This window comes from Bordetella sp. 2513F2, from assembly GCF_054642735.1.
The window spans coordinates 3,752,929-3,774,125 of sequence record NZ_CM137755.1 but is presented as its reverse complement, the minus strand read 5'-3'; the positions used below and the strand labels follow the sequence as shown (position 1 = coordinate 3,774,125).

The following is a 21,197-nucleotide window of genomic DNA, read 5'->3' as shown; positions in this document are numbered from 1 at the left end:
CTGCGCCCGGACGTTGCGACTGCCGCCCGGGCGTTGCGCGGTATCCGGTACCGTCCGATCCCGGGCACGGTCCAGGCCGTGTCCGGGATTTTTGCGGCAGGCTTTCCTCAGGACGCGCGGTCGGCCAGCGGCGTGGGCAGGCCGGCATCCCGTTGCTGCCGCGGCGCGCCCGGGAACAGCAGGGCGATTGCGGCTGCGCCCAGGCCCACGGCCATCGAGCCCACGTAGAGCCAGGTGTAGGTGCCGTAGCGGTCGTGGAGCCAGCCGCCCAGCAGGGGCCCCAGCGCCATGCCGAGGCTGGAGAGCATGTTGGCGGCGCCCAGTACCGTGCCCAGGATGCGCGGCGGGAAGACCTGGCGGGCCAGCGACGCGTACAGCGGCATGGTGCCGCCGTAGGCCATGCCGAAGACGAGGGCCACGGCATAGAACCCGCCGAGCTGGTCCACGGCCAGGTAGGCCACCGCAGCCAGGGCCTGCACCAGCAGGCCCGCGACCAGCACCGGCTTGGCGCCCAGGCGGTCGGCCAGCATGCCGAGCAGCAGGCGGCCGCCCAGTCCGGCCACGCCTTCCATGCTGTAGATGGTGACGGCGGAGGCCACGGACAGCCCGCAGCCCACCGCGTAGCTGACCGTGTGGAAGATGGGCCCGGAATGCGCTGCGCAGCAGGCGAAGAAGGTGAGCGCCAGCACGATGAAGGGCCGCGAGCGCAGCGCCTTGCCGGCATGCATGCCGTCCGTGGAAGGCGCGCCGGATTGCGCCGCAGGCGGCTGGCGGGCGGCCCGCACGAACCAGACCGCGGGCAAGGTGAGCAGCCACGCCATCACGCCGACGATCGCCAGGGCGTGGCGCCAGTCGTAGGACTGCAGCAGCCAGGCGACCAGCGGGGAGATCGTCATGGGGGCCACGCCCATGCCTGCCGAGACGAGCGACACGGCCAGGTTGCGGCGCCGTTCGAACGACGCCGCCGTGGCGGCGATGACGGGCGCCAGGAAGCTGGCCGAGGCGGCGCCCAGCAGCACGCCGTACGCCAGCTGGAATTGCAGCAGGGTGGCGGCCCGGCTGGCCAGTATGCAGGCCAGGCCCAGCAGCAGGGAGCCGGCCAGCACCACCAGCCGGGGCCCGTAGCGGTCGCTCAGCATGCCCCAGCCGAAGCCGGCCACGCCCATGCTCAGGAAAGCCAGCGTCATCGCACTGGACAGGCCGGCGCGCGACCATCCCGTGGCGGTGCTCATGGGCTGCAGCATGACCGCCAGCGCGAACACGACGCCGATGGCTACGCAGCCCAGCAGTGCGCCGGCGGCGACCAGGGCCCAGTTCCGGTCGATGCCCGGCGCGGCATGGGGGGAGGCAGGAGACATGGCGGATGTCCTTGCGTGCGTAAATTGTGCAGGCCAGCGAAGCTTATGCAGGCAGGCGCAGGTCGTACTCTTGCTTGAGCCGCAGCCAGCCGTCCCAGAACACCGGCGCGGGCCGGCCTGCCAGGCGCGCCGCAAGCACGTCCAGGTGGATGTGCCAGCCCGCAGACACGCCCAGCAGGGTGGGGCGGTCGGGCAGGCGGCGATGGACGACGGTGAGCAGCACCTCCTGGTCGCGTGCCTCGAGGCTGAAGCGCACTTCGCTGCCGTCGTCCCAGGCGATCGCCAGGCTCCGGGGAGGATCCACCTCCAGGACGCGGCTCTGCATCCGTTGTTCTTCGGAGAAGCCGGCGGGCCGCTGGCCGGGAGGGTCGCTGAGTTCGTCGTTGCGCCAGACGAGCTCCACGGGCGCGCCGGCCTGCAGGCGCATTTCGCCCGCGGCCAGCCATTTGCGGCGCAGTTCGCTTTCGGTGAGGTAGGCCCAGACGCGCTCTATCGATCCCGGCAGGACGCGCTGGATCTTCAGCGTGGCCGGTTCGATCAGGGCGCCGTAGGCGTCGGCTGGCGTACGTGGATTCATGGAGCGTCTCCTTTTCCTTTGGTTGGGGGTGAAGCGCGGGCACGTTCCTTGCGCAACAGTTGTTCGAGCGCATCCAGACGGTCCGTCCAGAAGTGCCGGTAGAAGCCAAGCCACTCATGGGCGCCTGCCAGGGGCCCCGGAGCCAGGTGGCACAGGTGTGTGCGGCCCCGCACTTCGCGCCGGATGAGCCCGGCGGTTTCCAGCACCCTGATGTGCTTGGACGCCGCTGCCAGCGAGATCGCATGGGGTTCGGCCAGCTGGCCCACGGTGCGCGCGCCCGCGGCGAGTTCGTGCAGCATCTGGCGGCGCGTGGGGTCGCCGAGCGCGCGGAAGACGGTGTCGAGCTGGGAGGCATTCAATTCAACCATGGGGTTGAATGTATGGCGCCCGGCGCAGAAAGTCAACCATTTGGTTGAATTATTTGCGGGCCATGCGTTTCGCCGGCATCGGCCCGCATACTGCTTTGTAGAGGCGACACATGGAAGATTCTGGTGGATTCAAGTTGTCCCGCAGGAGCCTGCTCAAGGCGGGAACCGTTTCGGTCACTGCCGCGGCGGTGCCGGCCGTGGGCGTGGCCGGTCCGGTGGCGTACGCGGCTTCGGCATCCGGAGGCAAGATGACGGCGCTTACTCGACTCAATGTCAATGGCACGGTCCACGAGCTGGACCTGGATCTGAGAACCACCCTGCTGGACGCGTTGCGCGACCATCTCCGGCTGACGGGCACCAAGAAGGGCTGCGACCATGGCCAGTGCGGCGCCTGTACGGTGATCGCGGACGGGCGCCGCATCAATTCCTGTCTCACGCTGGCCGTGATGCAGCAGGAGGCGCACATCACCACCATCGAAGGGCTGGGCACGCCGCAGCAGCTGCATCCCATGCAGGCGGCGTTCATCCGGCACGACGGTTTCCAGTGCGGCTACTGCACGCCTGGGCAGATCTGTTCGGCCGTGGCCATGCTGGAGGAACTCGAGGCCGGCATTCCCAGCCACGCCAGCCCGGACCTGGGCGCGGAGCCGCTGCTGAGCGCCGAAGAGATCCGCGAGCGCATGAGCGGCAACATCTGCCGCTGTGCCGCGTATTCGAACATCGTCGAGGCGATCACCGAGGTGGCGGAGGGCCAGGCATGAAGTCGTTCACATACGAGAAGGCACGCACGCCGCAGGAGGCGGCGGACGCGGCCGCCCGCACGCCCGGGGCGCGCTTCATCGCCGGCGGCACCAATCTGCTGGACCTGATGAAGCTGCGGATCGAACAGCCCGCGCACCTGGTCGACGTGAACGGCCTGGCGCTGGACCGCATCGAGCCCACGCCGGAAGGCGGCCTGCGCATCGGCGCGCTGGTGCGCAACACGGACCTGGCGGCGGATCCCGTGGTGCGGCGCGACTACGCCGTGCTGGCGCGCGCGCTGCTCGCCGGCGCCTCGGGGCAGCTGCGCAACATGGCGACGACCGCAGGAAACCTGCTGCAGCGCACCCGCTGCGCGTACTTCTATGACACGAACCAGCCATGCAACAAGCGCGTGCCGGGCAGCGGCTGCGCCGCGCTGCAGGGCTACAGCCGCCAGCATGCCGTCGTGGGGTCCAGCGATGCCTGCATCGCCACGCACCCCAGCGACATGGCGGTGGCCATGCGCGTGCTCGACGCCGAAGTGGAAACCGTCAGGGCGGGCGGCGGCGGGCGCCGCATTCCGATCGCCGGATTCCACCGGCTGCCCGGCGACACGCCGCATATCGAGACCGTGCTCGAGCCGGGCGAACTCATCGCTGCCGTGATCCTGCCGCCGCCGCCGGGCGGGCGGCACGTGTATCGCAAGGTGCGCGACCGCGCCTCGTATGCGTTCGCCCTGGTGTCGGTGGCGGCGGTGCTGCAGCCGGACGGCACGGGGCGCGTGGCCCTGGGCGGCGTGGCCCACAAGCCATGGCGCCTGGAAGAGGCCGATGCGGCCCTGCCGCGCGGCGGCCAGGCCGTGGCGGACGCGCTGTTCGCCGGCGCGCGGCCCACGCGCGACAACGCCTTCAAACTTACCCTGGCTGCACGCACTCTCCATGCGGCGCTGGCCGAAGCAAGGAGCTGAGCCATGAAATTCGACACGCCGGCCACGGAGAACCCGATCGACCAGCTCAGGGTGGTGGGCCGCCCGGTCGATCGCATCGACGGTCCGCTCAAGACCACCGGCACCGCGCCTTATGCCTATGAATGGCACGAGGTGGTGCAACGCATCGCGTATGGCTTCGTGGTGGGCTCGGCCGTCGCCAAAGGGCGGATCCGGCGGCTCTACCTGGAAGACGCATGGCGCGCGCCCGGCGTGATCGCCATCGTCACCCATGAGAACGCCGGCAAGCTCGGCCTGGGCAAGCGGAACACGGCGCGGCTGCTGGGCGGTCCGGAGATCCAGCACTATCACCAGGCCATTGCCATCGTGGTGGCAGAGACCTTCGAGCAGGCGCGCGACGCCGCCCAGCTGGTGCAGGTCGACTACGAGCGTGCGAACGGCGTCTACGACCTGGCCGCGGCGCGCAACGGCGCAACGCGGCCCGAGGGGGGAGAGCAGCAGCCCGACACGGCAGTAGGCGATTTCGACGCGGCCTACGCGCAGTCCGCGGTGCAGCTCGACGCCACGTACACCACGCCTGACCAGTCGCATGCCATGATGGAACCGCACGCCACGCTGGCAAGCTGGGACGGCGACCGGCTCACCGTGTGGCTGTCCAACCAGATGGTGGCCTGGACCACGGCGGATCTCGCGCTCACCCTCGACATGCCGCCCGAGCATGTCAGGGTGATATCGCCCTACGTGGGCGGCGGCTTCGGCGGCAAGCTGTTCCTGCGCGCCGACACGGTGCTTGCTGCGCTGGGCGCCCGCGCCGCGGGCCGTCCCGTCAAGCTGGCGCTGCCGCGTCCTTTCATGTTCAACAACACCACGCACAGGCCGGCCACCATCCAGCGCATCCGCATCGGCGCCGACGCGGATGGCCGGATCGGGGCCATCGCGCATGAAACCTGGTCGGGCGACCTGCCCGGCGGCGGGCCGGAATGGGCCTCCATGCCGGCGCGGTTGCTGTATGCCGGCCCGAACCGGCTCACGGCGCATCGCCTTGCCGTGCTCGACCTGCCCGAGGGCAACGCCATGCGCGCGCCGGGCGAAGCGCCGGGACTGATGGCGCTGGAGATCGCCATGGACGAACTGGCAGAGAAGCTCGGCATGGATCCCGTGGAGGTGCGCGTGCTGAACGACACGCAGGTCGACCCGGAGCACCCGGACCGCCCCTTCAGCCAGCGCCGGCTGACGGAATGCCTGCGGACCGGCGCGGAACGCTTCGGCTGGAGCCGGCGCTCTGCCCGGCCGGCGCAGGTCCGGGACGGACGCTGGCTGGTGGGCATGGGCGTGGCTGCCGGCATACGCAACAACCTGCTGACCAAATCCGGCGCAAGGGCCCGCCTGGACGGCGAAGGCGTGCTGACCATCGAGACCGACATGACGGACATCGGCACGGGCAGCTACACCATCATCGCGCAGACCGCGGCGGAAATGCTGGGCCTGCCGCTGGAGCGCGTGGTGGTGCGGCTGGGCGACTCCTCGTTTCCGGCCTCTTCGGGTTCGGGCGGCCAGTGGGGCGGCAACTGCTCCACAGCCGGCGTCTATGCGGCCTGCGTCAAGCTGCGCGAGGCGGTGGCGCAGAAGCTGGGCATGGACCCGGCGCTGGCGGTGTTCGCCGACGGCAACGTGCAGGGGGAACAAGGCATCGTGCCGCTTGCCATGGCGGCCCGGGACGGCGAACTGGTGGCGGAGGATGCCATCGAATTCGGCGACCTGGCCAAGCGCTACCAGCAGTCCACCTTCGCGGCGCACTTCGTCGAGGTGGGGGTGGACGCGGATACCGGCGAGACGCGCATACGGCGCATGCTGGCAGTCTGTGCCGCGGGCCGCATCCTCAACCCCAAGCAGGCGCGCAGCCAGCTGATAGGCGCCATGACCATGGGCGTGGGCGCGGCGCTCATGGAGCATCTGGCCGTCGACCCGCGGGCAGGCTTCTTCGTCAACCACGACCTGGCGGCCTACGACGTGCCGGTGCATGCCGACATCCCGCACCAGGAGGCGATATTCCTGGATGAAACCGACCCGGTGTCTTCGCCCATGAAGGCCAAGGGGGTGGCCGAGCTGGGACTTTGCGGCGTGGCTGCCGCAGTGGCCAATGCCATCTACAACGCCACGGGCGTGCGTGTGCGCGACTATCCCGTCACGCTGGACAAGCTGCTGGACGGACTGCCCCGGTTCGCCTGACCCGGCTGGCGTGCCGGCGCGGCAGGAGGGCCGCCGCGAACCGGCGTCCCTCTGCGCGCGCCGGCACACAGGCTCAGCTTTCGCCGCCCGTCTGCTGGCCGGTGCGGGCCCGCGCGTACTGGCTGCGCTGCGTGGCTTGCGCATAGCGTTGCTGCATTTCCCGATAGGCCGCGCTGTCGAGGCTTGGGGTGCTTTCGCCGTGCCATGCGTCGCCCAGGCCGGACTCGCGCCATGCCTGCAGGTCGGCGCGCACGGCCTCGCGCGACTGGCTGCTGTGCGAGGCCTGCGGCGGCGTCTCTTCCTGGGCCTGCGCAAGGCCGGCGAGACCGGCGAGCGTGGCGGCGGCGATGAGGCTGGGGATGCGGAGATGCGTCTTCATGATGGATTCCTTGATGAATGGAAAAGGTGAGGACAGGGTCTGCCGCCAGGCGGTATCGCGATCAGGCAGCCCATGTCTCTACTCTAGAGAGGGGCGCCTGTCCCGGACGTGACCGGACGCGGTCATTCCTGTCAGCATCGGCAACGGCGCCGGCATGCTCGACCAGTGCATCGACGAAGACGCGCACGCGCGCCGGTGGCGTGCGCGTGGCGTACATGGCATAAAGGCTGACGGGCGCGAGGCGCCAGCCCGGCAGCACCGGTTCCAGCGCTGCGCGGCACGCGGCGGACGGGGGTAGCGCGACGATGCCGCCGCCCTCGCATGCGAGACGGTGCGCCAGATCCAGGTCGTCCACGACGAGGCGGGGCCGGGGTTTCACGCTGAGCCTTTGCTCGCCGCCGTGCAGCGTCCAGCAGCTCAGCTCCGGGCACATGTCTGTGTACACGCAGTCATGGTGGCGCAGATCGTCGGGGTGCGCCGGGCATCCCTGCCGCGCCAGGTATCCGGGAGCGGCATATAGCCGGAATTCGAACTGGGCGACGCTGCGCGCGACCAGGTCGCTGTCGGCCTGCGTGCCCCAGCGCAGCGCGACATCGAAGTCGCCGTCGTGCTCCCAGCGGCGGCCACGGCGGTAGCTGCAGCGGAACTGCAGCTCCGGCCAGGTCCGGGCGAATTGCACCATGAAGGCCGGCAGCCGGACGATGCCCAGCGGATCGGGCAGCAGTATCTTCAGCGTGCCGCGCGGCCGCATGCCGTGGTCGCGCAGTACGTCCTGCGCGTCCAGGGCCTGCTCGATCAGGTTGCGGCAGCGTTCGAAATACAGCCTGCCTGCCTCCGTCAGCGCGATGCGCCGCGTGGTGCGCGACAGCAGCCGCATGCCCAGGCGATCCTCCAGCACGCTCAGGCGGCGCGACAGGGTCGAGGCGGGCACGCCAGTCAGTTCCGCCGTGCGGGAGATGCTGCATTGCTTCGCGACTTCCACGAAGATCGCGACATCGTTGAAATTGAAATCGAAGCCGAATCCGGAACGTTCCATTACACTGTCCGTGGCAGGCGGCGGCCGGAGCTGCGGCAGGCGGGATGCGCCGCACACGGCGCGCAGCGGTGTGTCGATGCAGGCACTCTAGAGGCCCGCCGCTGTCAGCCGGGTGACGCCGTGCTGACGGCAGCCGGACCGCCGGCTGACGCGCGTGTCAGCCATGGCGCAAGGCGCCGGGCAGCGGCCCCTTCCTGACGGAAATGTCAGGCAGCCGTCAGCGCACCGACCGTCATGGCCTTGTAGACTGGCTCGCCTTGCATCGCAGCCCATCCATTCCTGAGCAAGAAAAACGCCGTGCGTGTACTCGTCGTCGAGGACGAGGAAAAAACGTCCTCCTACATCCTGCGTGGCCTGACGGAGCTCGGCTACACCGTCGACGTCGCCGATTCCGGCACGGACGGCCTGCATCTCGCGCTCGAGTTCGACTACGACGCCATCGTGCTGGACCTGATGCTGCCGGGCATGGACGGCCATTCCGTGCTCGAGCGCCTGCGGCGCCGCAAGTCCACGCCGGTGATCATGCTTTCGGCGCGCGGCGCCGTGGACGACCGGGTCACGGGGCTGCGCAAGGGCGCCGACGATTACCTGCCCAAGCCGTTCTCCTTCACCGAGCTGGTGGCGCGCCTGCAGGCCCAGACCCGCCGCCGGGGCGACGGCGTCGAGGCGACGATGCTGCAGATCGACGACCTGCTCATCGACTTGCTTGCGCGCAAGGTCACGCGCGCGGGCCAGCGCCTGGATCTCACGGCCAAGGAGTTCTCCCTGCTCAGCCTGCTTGCCCGCCACCAGGGCGAGGTCATGTCGAAGCTGATGATCGCCGAGCAGGTATGGGACATGAACTTCGACAGCGACGTCAACGTCGTCGAGGTCGCCGTCAAGCGGCTGCGCGCCAAGGTCGATGCGCCGTATCCGAACAAGCTGCTGCATACGGTCCGGGGCATGGGCTACGTGCTGGAGAGCCGCCAGGCGGCGCCGATCGAAGACGCGGCATGACCCGCACGTTCCCCATCGCATGGCGCCTGGCTGTCATGTTTGCCCTCACCGCCGCCGTGGTGTTTTCCGGGGTGGCCTATTTCCTGTATTGCGTGCTGGGAGATTCCGTGCGCGAACAGGTCCGGGGCGAGCTGGCGTTCCATCATTCGCTGCTGGACCAGATGCTGGTGGATCGTCACACCGCCGAAGAATGGGTGCTGGTGCGGCGCAAGCTCGACGGCATGTCGGAAGCCGGCGGACGCGTGCGCTACTGGATCGAGTCGCCGGACCCCCGGTTCGCGTATGGCGCGCCGCTGCCCGTGGAGAAAGCCGCCTGGCACATGTACGACAGCCGCTTCGGCTTCGTCAGGGCAGAAGACGACCGGGTCTGGAGCATTCTGCGCAAGCAGATTCCCGCCTACCAGGACAGGCCCGCCGTGGAGTTCACGGTGGCCCTCGACGCCACGGCGCACATCCACACGAAAGAGCGCTTCACCCGGGTCATGGGGGTTGCCTCCGGCCTGGCCATCCTGCTGGTGGCGCTGCTGGGGTACTGGATTGCCAAGCTGGGCCTGCATCCGGTGCGCGCCCTCAGCCGGCAGGCAAATTCCCTGCCGCCCAACAATCCGCGCGAGCGCCTGGATGTGGAGGGGCTGCCGCCGGAGATCCGCGAACTGGCCGTGTCGTTCAACAACTCGCTGGCGCGGCGCGAGGCGGCCTGGCTGCAGCTCGAGGGGTTCAATGCCGATGTCGCGCACGAGCTGCGCACGCCGCTGACCAACCTCATCGGCCAGACGCAGGTGGCGCTGGTGCACGAGCGCGACGTGGACGCGCTGAAGGACCTGCTGGAGTCCAACCTCGAGGAACTCGAGCGCATGAGCAGCATCGTCAACGACATGCTGTTCCTGTCCTGCGCGGAAAACGGCAACCGGGCGGCGGAGCTGAGCGACGTCTCGCTGCAGACCGAGGCCCGGAAGACGGCCGAGTATCTCGAGGAAGTCTTTGCGCAGCGCGGCATGGTGGTGCGTGTGGACGGCGAGGCGCGTGCGCGGGTCGACCGCCGTCTGTTCCACCGGGCGCTGGCCAACCTGCTTTCGAACAGCGCGCGCTACGGCCGCGAGGGTACCGAGGTGGTGGTTTCCATTGAAGAACGCAGCGACTCGGTGCGCGTGCTGGTCGCCGACCATGGCGACCCGATACCGCCGGAGCAGCAGGCGCGCCTGTTCGAGCGCTTCTACCGCGGCGACAAGGCGCGCACCGGCAGCGGCCTGTACCACGGCCTGGGGTTGTCGATCGTGCGGGCCATCGCCTCCATGCATGGCGGCGAGGTGTTCGTGAGCAGCGAACGGGGCATCAATACTTTCGGTTTCTCTCTGTTGAAAGGGTAAGGCGTACGTGTTCCAGCTGGTGGCGGGTCTGATTGGTCTTTACCTGGTATGGCGTTATGTACTCCGGCTGGATGTGCGCATGGCCGCCAAGGCCATCGCGGCGGCCGGTGTCCTGCTGGTGATGGAGCACCACTGGCTGGTCAGCCGGGTCGCCGGCACCGTGGCCTCGCCCGAGATTCCGCGGCCTTTCATCATGGCGCTGGGCGTGGCCTACGGGACGCTCATCCTGCTGGCCTGCCTGCTGGCCTTGAGGGACGTGGCCGGCGTGCTGGTGTACCTGGTGTCGCGGCCTGCCGGCAGGCGCCTGCTCGGGGCGCGGGCATTGCCCCATGCCATGGCCGCGGCGTCGTTGCTGCTCGCTGCCGTGGGAACCTGGCAGGCCGTGCAGGTGCCCGCCGTGCGCAAGCTCGAAGTGGCGCTGGCGGGGCTCGCGCCCGAATTCGACGGCTACCGCATCGTGCACCTGACCGACCTGCACGCCAGCCGGCTCATGCACGGGCCCTGGATCGAGGCGGTGGTCGACCGGGCCAATGCGCTGGACCCGGACCTGGTCCTGATCTCCGGGGATCTCGTGGACGGCACGCCCGAGGCCAGGCGCGACGACTATCCGCCCCTGGGCCGCCTGTCGGCGCGGGACGGCGTGTACGCCGTCTCGGGCAATCATGAGTACTACGCCATGTTCGCGCGCTGGATCGGCATATTCCGGGAGCTGGGCATAACCGTGCTGGAGAACGAGCACACGGTGATCCGCGCCGGCGCGGGCGCGTTCGTGCTGGCCGGCGTGCCCGACCAGGTGGGACCGCGGCATGGCCAGGTCGGGCCCGACATCGGCCGGGCGCTGGCGGGCCGCCCGCGGGGCGTGCCCGTGGTGCTGCTGGACCACCGTCCGGGCCATGCATGGCGAAACCAGGCCGAAGGCGTGGGGCTGCAGTTGTCGGGCCATACCCACGGCGGCCATGTGCGCGGACTGGACCTCATCGTTGCGCGCTTCAACGCGGGTTTCGTGTCGGGGCTCTACGACGTGGACGGCATGCAGCTGTACGTGAGCAACGGCGCAGGGCTGTGGCCGGGCTTTCCGCTGCGCATCGGCCGTCCGTCGGAGATCACCGAGATCACGCTGCGCGCGCCGTCGCGCGGCTGAAGGGGCCGCCGCGGGGCGGCCGCCGCCCCGCGCTCCGGTCTCACCCCTCCGTGGCTTCGCGCACGCGCGGCGACTGCATCTCGGCCTGTACGAGGTCGAAGGTCTCGGTGACCGAGGCGGGCGGCGGGGCGTCGATCAGGCTCACGAGGTAGATGGCGAGCGCGCCCAGGATGAAGCCCGGGATGATCTCGTACAGGCCGAACCAGGCATAGTGGTTCCACACCAGCACGACCACGGCGCCCACTATCATGCCCGCCAGTGCGCCGTTGCGCGTCATGCGGCGCCACAGCAGCGACAGGATCACCACGGGGCCGAAGGCGGCGCCGAAGCCCGCCCAGGCGTAGCTCACCATGGACAGCACCCGGCTGTCCGGATTCCACGCCAGCGCAATGGCCACCAGCGACACGGCCAGCACCATGGCCCGGCCGAACCAGACCAGCTCGCGCTGGCTGGCATCGCGCCGCAGGAAGGTCTTGTAGATGTCCTGGGTGAGGGAGCTGGAGCACACCAGCAGCTGGGCCGACAGCGTGCTCATCACCGCGGCCAGGATGGCGGCCAGGAGGATGCCGGCGATCCAGGGGCTGAACAGGATCAGCGTCAGCTCGATGAAGACGCGCTCGGCATTCTCCGTGACGCCGGCGCCCTGGCCGGGATTGGCGGCGAAATAGGCGATCCCGAAGAAGCCCACCGCCACGGCGCCGGCCAGGCACAGGATCATCCAGGTCATGCTGATGCGGCGGGCGTTGGGTATGGTGCGCAGCGACTCCGCCGCCATGAAGCGCACGAGGATATGGGGCTGGCCGAAGTAGCCCAGGCCCCACGCCAGCAGCGACACCACGCCCACGCCGGTCATGCCGCGGAACAGGTCCAGGTTGTTGGCATCCACGGTGGCCACGGCCTGCGTGCTCTCGTCGAAGCCGCCGAGCGCATGGATCACCATCAGCGGAGTCAGGACCAGGGCGGCAAACATCAGCGAGGCCTGGATGGTGTCGGTCCAGCTCACGGCGAGGAAGCCGCCGATGAACACATAGCCGATGGTGCACAGGGCGCCCACCCACAGCGCGGTGGCGTAGGGCATGCCGAACATGCTTTCGAACAGGCGCGCCCCGGCCACCACGCCGGAGGCGCAGTAGAGGGTGAAGAACACCAGGATCACCAGCGCGGAGACGATGCGCAGCAGGTTGGCGCGGTCGTTGAAGCGGTTGGAGAAGAAGTCGGGCAGGGTGAGCGCATTGCCGGAATGCTCCGTGTGCACGCGCAGCCGTGCGGCAATGAAGCGCCAGTTCAGGTAGGCGCCGATGGTGAGCCCGATGGCGATCCAGGATGCCGAGATGCCGTCGGTGTACACCGCGCCGGGCAGGCCCATCAGCAGCCAGCCGCTCATGTCCGATGCGCCCGCCGCCAGCGCCACCACGAAGGCGCCGAGCTTGCGCCCGCCGAGGATGTAGTCGGAGAGGTCCTGCGTGGCGCGGTATCCCAGCCAGCCGATGAGCAGCATGCCCAGGATGTAGACCACGAACATGATGGTGACGGGGGTGCTGCTCATCTGCATGGCTGTCTTCCTTTTATAGGGATGTTGTGTCCGCAGGCCCGTGCCGGCTGCGGCTCCATCGTAGACGCGCTGCCGCGCGGGCTCAAGCATGGCGATGCGCAGCCACCCTGATCCTGCCCGCGGTCCTTTTCCTGCAGCGCTTTCTTTTCCTGTTTTCCTGTCTGGTTGATTACCATAGCTGCCGTCCCTGCCTGCAAGGAGCCGCCGCGTGTATCGTCATCCCGAGGACCTGCCCGTCACACTCATCGGGGCGCCCACCGATGCCGGCGCCGGGGTGCGGGGCTGCAGCCTGGGCCCCGGCGCATTGCGCGTGGCGGGCATTGCCGCCATGCTGGCGCGCCGCGGCCTTGCGTACCAGGATGCCGGAGACCTGTCCGGGCCGCCGAACCCCGATCTGCCGCGGCGGCACGGCTATCGCAATCTGGATGCGGTCGGCGCCTGGTGCGGCATCGTGCACGGCGCCGTGCAGACGGCGCTGCACGAAGGGCGCATGCCCGTGGTGCTCGGCGGCGATCATAGCGTAAGCGTGGGTTCGCTCAGTGCCGTGGCACAGCATTGCCGCGAGCGCGGGCAGGCGTTGCGGGTCATCTGGCTGGATGCCCACGCCGACTTCAATACCCGCGAGCTCTCCCCCACCGGCAATCTGCACGGCATGCCACTGGCCTGTCTGTGCGGTGACGGCCCTGCCGCCCTGGTGCGCCTGTCGGGGCGCAGGCCGGCGCTGTGGCCGGCCTGGGTGAGACAGGTGGGGGTGCGCAGCATCGATCCGGGCGAGGATGGCCGCATCCGGCAGGCCGGGCTTGCGGTCTATGACATGCGCGACATCGACGAGCAGGGAATGAAGGCCGTCATGCAGATGGCGCTGGCCGGCGTCGATGCGCACACGCATCTGCACGTGAGTTTCGACGTGGACTTCCTCGATCCTGCCATCGCCCCCGGCGTGGGCACTCCGGTGCCCGGCGGGCCTTCCTACCGCGAAGCGCGACTGTGCATGGAACTGCTGGCCGAGACCGGCCGCCTGCGTTCGCTCGACATCGTGGAACTCAATCCCGCGCTGGACGTGCGCAACAGCACGGCCGGAACGGTGGTGGATTTGCTCGGGTACCTATTTGCGCGGTGAGACGGGCGCAAGGCGGGGTGCGTCACCATAAAAGCGGGGAAACGGGCCGGCCCTGCGGTCCGTTTCCGGCCTTCATCAGAGGGCATGAATATTACAGAAAGTGAATTCTGCCCCTGACGAAGATGTTGGAATATTTGCAAGGTTGTTAACAGAACGTAAGAAAAAACAGTGCATGTTAGATGTCATCGGCTCCCGCGAGGGCTGTGCATAGAATTCGGGCATGTAACGCGTCACGAGCGCATGCAGTGAAACCAGGCCGCCGGATGCTCCGCGCAGGCTCAGAACACTATGGAATTTGCCGACATTCTGAAGACGCTCGATCCCAGTTTGCCGTGCGGTGAGGATCTCGAGTACGACGCCGACTTCCTCCAGTTGCAACAGGCGGCGGTGGGCAAGAGCGAACAGCAGTTCGGCGCCACCATCATTCCTGCGCAGCCACCGGACTGGCGCGCGGTCGAACGCCTGGCGCTGAGCCTGCTCGAGCGCACCCGCGACCTGCGCATCATCAGCTACCTCACCCAGGCCTGGACCGAGATGCGCGGCTTGCCCGGTTATGCCGAAGGCGTGGCGCTGGCCGCCGGCGCACTCGAGCGCTACTGGGACGACGTGCATCCCCGCGCGTCGGTCGATGGCGAGGAAGACCCCATGCCGCGCATGAATGCGCTGGCGTCGCTCGGCGACATGCAGGGCTGCGGCCGCAGCGCGCGCTCCGCCTGCCTCCTCGACGACATGCATGGCCGGCTGGCGCTGCGCGAGGCCGAGTCCCTGCTGGATGGCGGCAAGACGGAAGCCGATTACCCGGGAGGGCGCGCCCGGCTGGTGGAGAACCTGCGCCAGGCGTGGCTGGAAGGCGATGCGGCAGTGATGGCGGTGGAGCAGGCGGCCGCCGCGCTGCGCCGCATACAGGAGCAGTCCACGGTGCGGCTGGGTGCCGCATGGTGCCCCGACTACGCCGCGGTGCTGCGCGCGCTGGACGCCGTGCAGCGCGTCTGGCAGGACATCCAGGCCAAGCCGGTGCCCGTGGCCGAGCCGCCGGCGGCGGCGCAGGATGGCGGGGGGGCGCCCGCCGCCCCTGAGGCGCCTGTGGCCATACGCTGGCAGGACGTGCAGATCCGCTCGCGCGAGGAAGCGGCGGCCATGCTCACCAAGGTGTGCGAGTACTTCGATGCGCACGAGCCCAGCCATCCGGCGCCCTACCTGATCCGTCGTGCGCAGCAACTCATACCGCTGGGCTTCCACGACATCCTGCGCAACCTGGCGCCGCAGGGGTTGGAGCAATTCGAATCATGGATACCGCGCGAGGCCGATGGCGGCCCGCAGGCATGAAGGCCGGGCGTTCAAGCAGGAACATTCAGGAGAAAAACACATGGCAACCAGCATAAAAGGCAGCGGCCAGAAATTCATCGCCAGGAATCGGGCGCCCCGCGTACAGATCGAGTACGACGTGGAGATCTACGGCGCCGAGCGCAAGATCCAGCTGCCCTTCGTCATGGGCGTCATGGCCGACCTCGCGGGCAAGTCCGAGTCGTTGCTGCCGGAGATCAATGAACGCAAGTTCATGGACATCGACATCGACAATTTCGACGAGCGCATGAAGTCGCTGCAGCCGCGCGTGGCCTACCAGGTTCCCAACACGCTGACCGGCGAGGGCAACCTGAACATCGACATCACGTTCGAGAGCGTGGACGACTTCTCCCCGGCCACCGTGGCCCGCAAGGTGGGGGCGCTGGACGAACTGCTGCAGGCCCGCACGCAGTTGGCCAACCTGCTCACCTACATGGACGGCAAGACCGGCGCCGAGGAACTGATCGGCCGGGTGCTCAAGAATCCGGAACTGCTCAACGCCCTGGCCGCCGCGCCGAAACCGGACGAGACCCAGTCCGGCGCGGCGCCGGACGATTCCGCCAAGCCGGATGCGGGCAACTAAGACGAGACCACGGAGAGAATCATGACCGCAGTGGCCAATCGCGCGAAGGCGACCGACGCCCAGATGCTCGAGGCGGACGACCTGTCCGCCCTCCTCAAGAAGGAATTCAAGCCCAAGACCGACCAGGCCCGCGAGGCGGTGGAGCACGCCGTCCGCACGCTGGCCCACCAGGCGCTGGAAAACAGCGGCGTGGCCGTGTCGTCGGACGCCTACCGGACCATCCAGGCCATCATCGCCGAAATCGACCGCAAGCTGTCCGAGCAGATCAACCTGGTGATGCACCACCCGGATTTCCAGCAGCTCGAAGGCTCGTGGCGCGGCTTGCATTACCTGGTTTCCAACACCGAGACCGACGAGCTGCTGAAGATCCGCGTCATGTGCATCTCGAAGAAGGAACTGGGCCGCACTCTCAAGCGCTACAAGGGCGTGGGCTGGGACCAGAGCCCGATCTTCAAGCGCGTGTACGAGGAAGAGTACGGCCAGTTCGGCGGCGAGCCCATCGGCTGCCTGGTGGGCGACTACTACTTCGACCACAGCCCGCCCGATGTCGAGCTGCTGGGCGAGATCGCCAAGGTTTCGGCCGCAGCGCACTGCCCGTTCATTGCCGGCGCCTCCCCCAACGTGATGCAGATGGACTCCTGGCAGGAGCTGTCGAATCCGCGCGACCTCACCAAGATCTTCACCAACACGGAATACGCCGCCTGGCGCAGCCTGCGCGAATCCGAGGATTCGCGCTACATCGGCCTGGCCATGCCGCGCTTCCTGGCGCGCCTGCCCTACGGCGCGCGCACCAACCCGGTGGACGAGTTCGATTTCGAGGAAGACACCGACGGCGCCAATCACGACCGCTACGCCTGGGCCAACTCGGCCTATGCCATGGCGGCCAACATCAACCGTTCGTTCAAGCTGTACGGCTGGTGCACGTCCATCCGCGGCGTGGAGTCGGGCGGCGCGGTGGAGAACCTGCCGTGCCACACCTTCCCCACCGATGACGGCGGCGTGGACATGAAGTGCCCCACGGAGATCGCCATCAGCGACCGCCGCGAGGCCGAGCTGGCCAAGAACGGCTTCATGCCGCTGGTGCACCGCAAGAATTCCGATTTCGCGGCGTTCATCGGGGCGCAGTCGCTGCAGAAGCCGGCCGAGTATCACGACTCGGACGCCAGCGCCAACGCCAAGCTGGCGGCGCGCCTGCCGTACCTGTTCGCCTGCTGCCGCTTCGCGCACTACCTGAAGTGCATCGTGCGCGACAAGATCGGCTCGTTCCGCGAGCGTGACGACATGGAGCGCTGGCTCAACGACTGGATCATGAATTACGTCGACGGCGATCCGGCCAATTCGTCACAGGAAACCAAGGCGCGCAAGCCGCTGGCGGCCGCCGAAGTCCAGGTCGAGGAGATCGAGGACAACCCCGGTTACTACTCGGCGAAGTTTTTTCTGCGGCCGCACTATCAGCTCGAAGGGCTGACGGTGTCGCTGCGCCTTGTGTCCAAGCTGCCTTCGTTGAAGCAGAACGAAGGGTGAGGACTCCATTTCGTAGCTAGGGGGGCCTAGCGCTGTGATTACTCTGGGAGAGAAGAAGTGGCTGTTGACATGTTCATGAAAATCGATGGCGCCAGCGGCGAGTCGAAGGACGCCAATCACAAGAACTGGACGGACATCGTCTCGTTCGCATGGGGCGCAACCCAACCGGCCAACCTGGCCACCGGCGGAGGCCAGGGAGCGGGCAAGGCCAGCTTCAACGATCTGCACGTCGTCGCGCGCATCGACAAGGCCGCTCCGGCCGTCATGAAGCATTGCGCCAGCGGCAAGCACCTGAGCAAGGTGGAGCTGTCCGTCTGCAAGGCCGGCGGCCAGCAGGTCGAGTACAGCAAGATCACGCTCGAGGATGTGCTGGTGACCTCGGTGCAGATCTCGGCCGACAACGGCTCGGAGTCCGTGGTGGTGAACTACGCCTTCCAGGCTGCCAAGGTGCGCCAGCAATACTGGGAGCAGACGGAAGCCGGCGGCAAGGGCGCCGAAAGCCTGGTTGCCTGGGACATCAAGCAGAACAAAGAAATCGGCTGATCGCGCCACGATTGCCGACCGCGCGCCGCGGATCGGGTATCCGCGGCGCGTTGTTTTCCCCTACCCCTACTGGTGCCAGGACCTAAGCCATGCCTCAACCCACCGTGTCCTTGCGTGACGGCACCCTGACCGAACATCTGGAGGCCGTGGCCGCGCGGGTGCGCAGCGCCCCTGCCGACGCGGACCTGCGCGCCCAGCTTTTCCAGCTGCGGGCCGTGCAGGGCGACTGGAAACGCGCCTCCGAACAATTGCGGCTGTGCGCCGAACTGAATCCGGCTGCGCAGCCCATGGCCGCCCTGTACGGGCAGGCCATGCTGGCCGAGGCGCAGCGCGAAGCCGTGCTCGGCGGCAACGGCGAGCCCGCGTTCCCCGCCGGCCGGCCCGCCTGGTGCGACCTGCTGCTGCAGGCGCTGGCGGCCGATGCGGACGACTCCGGGCGTGCCGCCTCGCTGCGCGCCGAGGCGCTGGAAGCCGCGCCGACGCGCGCCGGCACGCTGCGGCTGGCCGTCCAGCCCGAGACCAGCGCATACGCCTGGATCTGCGATGGCGACAGCCGGCTCGGCCCGGTTTTCGAACTGATCACGGGCGGCCGCTACGGCTGGCTGCCTTTCGATGCGCTGCGCCGCGTCAGCCTGCTGGAGCCGGAAGGCCTGTCCGACGTGGTGTGGGCGCGGGCGGAAGTCGAGCTGGCTTCGGGCCCCACCTTGCACGGCCTGGTCCCGGCGCGCTATCCCGCGCCGCCGGGGCAGGCGCTGTCCGGGCAGGACGAGCGCTTCTGCCTGGGCCGCGTCACCGAGTGGCGGCCCCTGGCGGACGACACGTATGCCGGCCAGGGCCAGAAAATGTGGATGACGGATGCCGGCGAGTTCGCGCTCCTGGACATCCGGAGCCTGGAGCAGGAGGAGGGCTGATGGGTCATGGCGAGCCGCATGTGCGCGGTTCGGGCCGCCTGTCGCATGACGACAGGGTGGCCCGGGACCGCCTGCAGCCGTCGCTGCTCGATCGCCTCATGGACGACGAGCCGGCGCGGCGCAGCGAGGCCCCGGAGGCTTCGCTGCTGACGCATGCGCAACTGCGCGCGGCCGTGCTGCGCGACCTGCGCTGGCTCCTCAATACCGTCAACCTGGAATCCACGCAGGACCTCTCCGCCCATCCGTCGGCGGCGATGTCCACGGTGAATTTCGGCGTGCGGGCCATGGCGGGACGGCGCATGTCGGAGATCGACTGGGTCGATGTCGAGGAATCCATCCGCCGCGCCATCGCGGCTTTCGAGCCGCGCATCCTGGATTCCTCGGTGGAGGTGCGCTGCATCACCGAGCCCACCGCGCTGGAGCATCACAACGTGCTCAGCATGGAAATCCGCGGCATGCTCTGGTGCGTACCGCATCCGCTCGAGTTCCTGTTCCGCACCGACATCGACCTGGAGAGCGGGCACATGGACCTGCGCGACCTGGGAAGCGCGTGATGGATACCCGGCTGCTCGACTACTACAACCGCGAACTGGTCTACCTGCGCGAGATGGGCGCGGAGTTCGCGCGCCAGTATCCCAAGGTGGCCGGCCGCCTCGGCATGAACGGCACCGAGGTGGCGGACCCGTACGTAGAGCGGCTCATGGAGGGGTTCAGCTTCCTGTCCGCACGCATCCACATGAAGATGGATGCGGAGTTCCCGCGCTTCACCCAGCGGCTGCTGGAGGTGGTGCATCCCCACTACCTGGCGCCGACGCCGTCGATGGCGGTGGTGCAGTTCGCGCCCAGCATGAACGAAGGCACGCTGGCCGGCGGTTTCGAGCTGCCGCGCGGCACGCTGCTGCGCGGCCGGGTGCCGCGCGGCGAGCAGACCGCCTGCGAGTTCGCCACCGGCCACGCCGTCAAGCTCTGGCCGCTGCGCGTCGCGCAGGCCGAGTTCTCCGGCCCGCCGCCCGACCTGCCGCTGGCTAGGCTGGGCCTGGCGGGGCGCGGCAGCCGCGTGGTCAGCGCGCTGCGCATCCGCCTGGAACTGTGCGGCGGCGTGCAGCTCGAGGAACTGGACCTGGACCAGCTGGTGTTCTACCTGAACGGCCAGGACCTCCCCATGCAGCGCCTGATGGAGCTCATCATGGGCCATACGGTCGCCGTGCTGGGCCACGACAGCGCGCGTCCGGTGAGCTGGATGAACCGCATGCCGGCGGATGCCGTGCGCCACGAGGGCTTCGACGACGAGCAGGCCCTGCTGCCGGTGGATGCGCGGGTCTTCCAGGGCTATCGCCTGCTGCAGGAATATTTCGCGTTCCCGCGGCGCTACCTGTTCTTCAGCATCAACGGGCTGCGCCAGGGCCTGCGCACAGCGCGGGCCGGAAACCCGCAGCCGGAGACGCGCAGCTTCGACCTCACCCTGCTGCTGTCGGCCGCCGCGCCCGAGCTGGAAGGCGCCATCTCCGCGGAGAACCTGGCGCTGCATTGCGCGCCCGTCATCAATCTGTTCGAGCGACGCGCCGACCGCGTCGCGATCACGCCGCGCACCCACGAATACCACGTGGTGGTGGACCGCACCCGGCCGCTCGATTTCGAGGTCTACGGCGTGACGCAGGTGGTGGGCCACGCATCGGCCCAGCAGCCGGAGCAGGAGTTCCGGCCGTTCTATGGCTCGTTCGGCGCGGACGCCGAGGATTACGGCGCCTATTTCTCGCTGCGCCGCGAGCCGCGGCTGATCTCGGACACCGGGCGGCGCTACGGCACGCGCACGCGCTATACCGGCAGCGAGGTCCACATCTCGCTGGTGGACCAGCGCGACGCGCCGTTTTCCGGCCAGCTGCGCCACCTGACGCTGGACACCCTGTGCACCAACCGGGACCTGCCCATGCTGCTGCCGCTCGGCGGCGACACGGATTTCACGCTGCGCGTGTCGGCGCCGGTGAAGGCCGTGAAGGTGCTGCACGGCCCGTCCCGGCCCGTGTCGGCGCTGGCCGACGATGCGGCGGCGTGGCAGCTCATCAGCCACCTGGGCCTGCACTACCTGAGCCTGGTCGACGTGGATTCCGAGCGCGGCGCCGAGACGCTGCGCGAGATGCTCAACGTGTACGGCAACCTCGCAGACCCGGTGGTGCGCAAGCACATCTCGGGAGTGCGGCACGTTTCGGCCACGCCGGTGCACCATCGCCTGCCCGTTGCCGGGCCCATGGTGTACGGGCGGGGCGTGCGCATCGACCTGCAGGTCGATGAGTCGGCTTTCTCGGGCATCAGCCCCTACCTGTTCGGCGCGGTGCTGGAGCAGTTCTTCGCCCGCCACGTTTCCATCAACATGATGTCGGAGCTGGTCCTGTCCACGCTGCAGCGTGGCGAGATCGCCCGATGGAAGCCCCGCATGGGGCGCCGGCCCGCGGTATAGGGCCGCAGCAGGTTCGACGAGGACGCA

20 protein-coding genes are annotated in these 21,197 nt (G+C 68.6%); 14 read left to right on the top strand and 6 right to left on the bottom strand.

Translation table 11 applies throughout. From position 1 onward, the window contains the following. Nucleotides 1–107: 107 nt before the first annotated feature. Genes ACYBYQ_RS17815 through ACYBYQ_RS17805 form a run of 3 tightly spaced genes read right to left on the bottom strand, consistent with a single transcriptional unit; the run spans nt 108 to nt 2,303 of the window. Nucleotides 108–1,358 (bottom strand): MFS transporter, encoded by a 1,251-nt coding sequence (locus ACYBYQ_RS17815; protein ID WP_459615779.1) that lies wholly within the window; start codon nt 1,356–1,358, stop codon nt 108–110. 43 nt (nt 1,359–1,401) lie between these two features. Then, nucleotides 1,402–1,935: an SRPBCC family protein gene (locus ACYBYQ_RS17810; RefSeq protein WP_459615778.1), complete on the bottom strand. Its 534-nt coding sequence runs from the start codon at nt 1,933–1,935 to the stop codon at nt 1,402–1,404. Further along, nucleotides 1,932–2,303, bottom strand: coding sequence for an ArsR/SmtB family transcription factor (locus ACYBYQ_RS17805; RefSeq protein ID WP_459615777.1), 372 nt, complete (start codon nt 2,301–2,303; stop codon nt 1,932–1,934). Before ACYBYQ_RS17805 ends, ACYBYQ_RS17810 begins: the two co-directional genes overlap by 4 nt. Nucleotides 2,304–2,413: 110 nt before the next feature. Between ACYBYQ_RS17805 and paoA the strand changes: the two genes are divergently transcribed. From paoA to paoC, 3 genes are read left to right on the top strand one after another with little or no spacing between them, the layout of a single operon-like run. Next, nucleotides 2,414–3,064, top strand: coding sequence for an aldehyde dehydrogenase iron-sulfur subunit PaoA (paoA, locus tag ACYBYQ_RS17800; RefSeq protein WP_459615776.1), 651 nt, complete (start codon nt 2,414–2,416; stop codon nt 3,062–3,064). Continuing rightward, on the top strand, nt 3,061–4,011 hold the full coding sequence (locus ACYBYQ_RS17795) for an FAD binding domain-containing protein (protein WP_459615775.1): 951 nt from the start codon (nt 3,061–3,063) through the stop codon (nt 4,009–4,011). Before paoA ends, ACYBYQ_RS17795 begins: the two co-directional genes overlap by 4 nt. A 3-nt stretch (nt 4,012–4,014) precedes the next feature. Next, a complete protein-coding gene (paoC, locus tag ACYBYQ_RS17790; protein WP_459615774.1) occupies nt 4,015–6,219 on the top strand; it encodes an aldehyde oxidoreductase molybdenum-binding subunit PaoC in 2,205 nt (734 codons plus the stop codon). A 73-nt stretch (nt 6,220–6,292) separates the two neighbouring features. Here paoC and ACYBYQ_RS17785 read toward each other — a convergent pair whose 3' ends face one another. After that, nucleotides 6,293–6,598 carry a DUF4148 domain-containing protein gene (locus ACYBYQ_RS17785; RefSeq protein WP_459615773.1) on the bottom strand — a complete coding sequence of 102 codons (306 nt, stop codon included), beginning with the start codon at nt 6,596–6,598 and terminating at the stop codon, nt 6,293–6,295. A gap of 61 nt (nt 6,599–6,659) precedes the next feature. Next, nucleotides 6,660–7,634, bottom strand: coding sequence for a LysR family transcriptional regulator (locus ACYBYQ_RS17780; RefSeq protein ID WP_459615772.1), 975 nt, complete (start codon nt 7,632–7,634; stop codon nt 6,660–6,662). A gap of 297 nt (nt 7,635–7,931) precedes the next feature. On the opposite strand from ACYBYQ_RS17780, the gene ACYBYQ_RS17775 reads away from it, so the two are divergent. The 3 genes from ACYBYQ_RS17775 (at nt 7,932) to ACYBYQ_RS17765 (ending at nt 11,138) form a co-directional block, all read left to right on the top strand. Beyond that, nucleotides 7,932–8,630, top strand: coding sequence for a heavy metal response regulator transcription factor (locus tag ACYBYQ_RS17775; protein WP_459615771.1), 699 nt, complete (start codon nt 7,932–7,934; stop codon nt 8,628–8,630). Then, entirely contained in the window at nt 8,627–9,997 is a 1,371-nt protein-coding gene (locus ACYBYQ_RS17770; protein WP_459615770.1) for a heavy metal sensor histidine kinase, read from the top strand. The genes ACYBYQ_RS17775 and ACYBYQ_RS17770 overlap by 4 nt, the downstream gene beginning before the upstream one ends. 79 nt (nt 9,998–10,076) lie before the next feature. Further along, a complete protein-coding gene (locus ACYBYQ_RS17765; protein ID WP_459615769.1) occupies nt 10,077–11,138 on the top strand; it encodes a metallophosphoesterase in 1,062 nt (353 codons plus the stop codon). 40 nt (nt 11,139–11,178) lie between these two features. Here the strand turns inward: ACYBYQ_RS17765 and putP are convergent, their stop codons facing one another. Then, nucleotides 11,179–12,690, bottom strand: a complete 1,512-nt coding sequence (gene putP, locus ACYBYQ_RS17760; RefSeq protein WP_459615768.1) for a sodium/proline symporter PutP — start codon at nt 12,688–12,690, stop codon at nt 11,179–11,181. Nucleotides 12,691–12,898: 208 nt separating this feature from the next. On the opposite strand from putP, the gene rocF reads away from it, so the two are divergent. From rocF to tssF, 8 genes are all read left to right on the top strand, one after another. Further along, entirely contained in the window at nt 12,899–13,810 is a 912-nt protein-coding gene (gene rocF / locus ACYBYQ_RS17755) for an arginase (protein ID WP_459615767.1), read from the top strand. A gap of 288 nt (nt 13,811–14,098) precedes the next feature. Next, nucleotides 14,099–15,136: a type VI secretion system protein TssA gene (tssA, locus tag ACYBYQ_RS17750; RefSeq protein WP_459615766.1), complete on the top strand. Its 1,038-nt coding sequence runs from the start codon at nt 14,099–14,101 to the stop codon at nt 15,134–15,136. A 40-nt stretch (nt 15,137–15,176) separates the two neighbouring features. Beyond that, nucleotides 15,177–15,737, top strand: a complete 561-nt coding sequence (gene tssB, locus ACYBYQ_RS17745) for a type VI secretion system contractile sheath small subunit (protein ID WP_459615765.1) — start codon at nt 15,177–15,179, stop codon at nt 15,735–15,737. 21 nt (nt 15,738–15,758) lie between these two features. After that, a complete protein-coding gene (tssC, locus tag ACYBYQ_RS17740; RefSeq protein WP_459615764.1) occupies nt 15,759–17,261 on the top strand; it encodes a type VI secretion system contractile sheath large subunit in 1,503 nt (500 codons plus the stop codon). Nucleotides 17,262–17,336: 75 nt separating this feature from the next. After that, the gene (locus ACYBYQ_RS17735; protein ID WP_459615763.1) at nt 17,337–17,804 is read left to right on the top strand and encodes an Hcp family type VI secretion system effector; all 468 of its coding nucleotides are present in this window, start codon (nt 17,337–17,339) and stop codon (nt 17,802–17,804) included. 89 nt (nt 17,805–17,893) lie between these two features. Further along, the gene (locus tag ACYBYQ_RS17730) at nt 17,894–18,715 is read left to right on the top strand and encodes a type VI secretion system accessory protein TagJ (RefSeq protein WP_459615762.1); all 822 of its coding nucleotides are present in this window, start codon (nt 17,894–17,896) and stop codon (nt 18,713–18,715) included. Then, nucleotides 18,715–19,269, top strand: a complete 555-nt coding sequence (tssE, locus tag ACYBYQ_RS17725; protein WP_459615761.1) for a type VI secretion system baseplate subunit TssE — start codon at nt 18,715–18,717, stop codon at nt 19,267–19,269. The genes ACYBYQ_RS17730 and tssE overlap by 1 nt, the downstream gene beginning before the upstream one ends. Continuing rightward, entirely contained in the window at nt 19,269–21,170 is a 1,902-nt protein-coding gene (gene tssF, locus ACYBYQ_RS17720; protein WP_459615760.1) for a type VI secretion system baseplate subunit TssF, read from the top strand. The genes tssE and tssF overlap by 1 nt, the downstream gene beginning before the upstream one ends. The last annotated feature ends 27 nt before the right edge of the window (nt 21,171–21,197 follow it).